Source organism: Psychrobacter coccoides (assembly GCF_017498085.1).
Lineage (GTDB): Bacteria > Pseudomonadota > Gammaproteobacteria > Pseudomonadales > Moraxellaceae > Psychrobacter > Psychrobacter coccoides.
On sequence record NZ_JAGBKM010000049.1, the window covers coordinates 1 to 898 of the forward strand.

At 43.5% G+C, this 898-nt stretch carries 1 protein-coding gene and 1 pseudogene; one reads left to right on the top strand and one right to left on the bottom strand.

The features are described 5' to 3' along the window. The coding region (locus J3492_RS13515; RefSeq protein ID WP_424108404.1) for a hypothetical protein at nucleotides 1–86 on the bottom strand (86 nt) is incomplete at its 3' end. A 611-nt stretch (nucleotides 87–697) separates the two neighbouring features. Between J3492_RS13515 and J3492_RS13005 the strand changes: the two are divergent. Next, nucleotides 698–898, top strand: a pseudogene (locus J3492_RS13005) (RNA-guided endonuclease InsQ/TnpB family protein); the annotation flags it as partial.

An 898-nucleotide genomic window follows, 5' to 3' on the forward strand; every position in this document is an offset into this window, starting at 1 on the left:
GAGCCTGAACCAATTTCTGAGCCTGAACCAATTTCTGAGCCTGAACCAATTTCTGAGCCTGAACCAATTTCTGAGCCTGAACCAATTTCTGAGCCAAACGGAAATGATTCTCAGTTATTGTCACAACCTAATGATCCTCGTACCCTGCTACGTTGCCCACCACAAGACTTGACTGGAGAGTGGAGTGCAGAGAAGTGGGATTATTGGCTACAAAATGCTCGTGAAGCCAATATCTTGGCAGCTGATGAATTGGCGCTGGCACGTCAAGGTATGATGAGTGGTGATTGTAATGGTCAATCTATATTTGTTACCGCTGTTGACAGCAAGCATATGCAGAGTACGTTTCAAGCATTGGCAGAGAAGTTACAACAAGAGTTTCCACAAGCGCAGATTGATTTGCAAATCGATAATAGTGTCATGCAAGATGACAATAAGACCCCCGAACGTCGCCAGCGCCAACGGGTAGCACGAGCGACTGCAGTAGCAGAAACCATGCTGCTTGACTCGCCGGTGATGCAGTATCTGCTCAATCGCGGTGAAGCAAAAATGGGTAAGGTCAAACTCACTTGATGCAATAATCTTTATCACCTATCGCCATAAAACCACCACTTCAGGGGGTGGATATAAGGCGACATGTACTGTCATAAGTAGTGTTTAAAGGGTTGTAAGTTAAAATTACTCTCGCCATACTAAAGGTATGAAAACCCTTAAACTACGCATTAAAGACAAGCATATAAAACAGCTGAACCAGCTAAGCGGTTCAGTAAACTTCGTGTGGAACTATGTTAATGCATTAAGCTTTAAGCATTTAAAACGTACCGGTACGTTTTTTAGTGCTTATGATCTAAGTGAGTATACCAAAGGTAGTGGTGAGTATTTAGGCTTGCACAGCCAAACC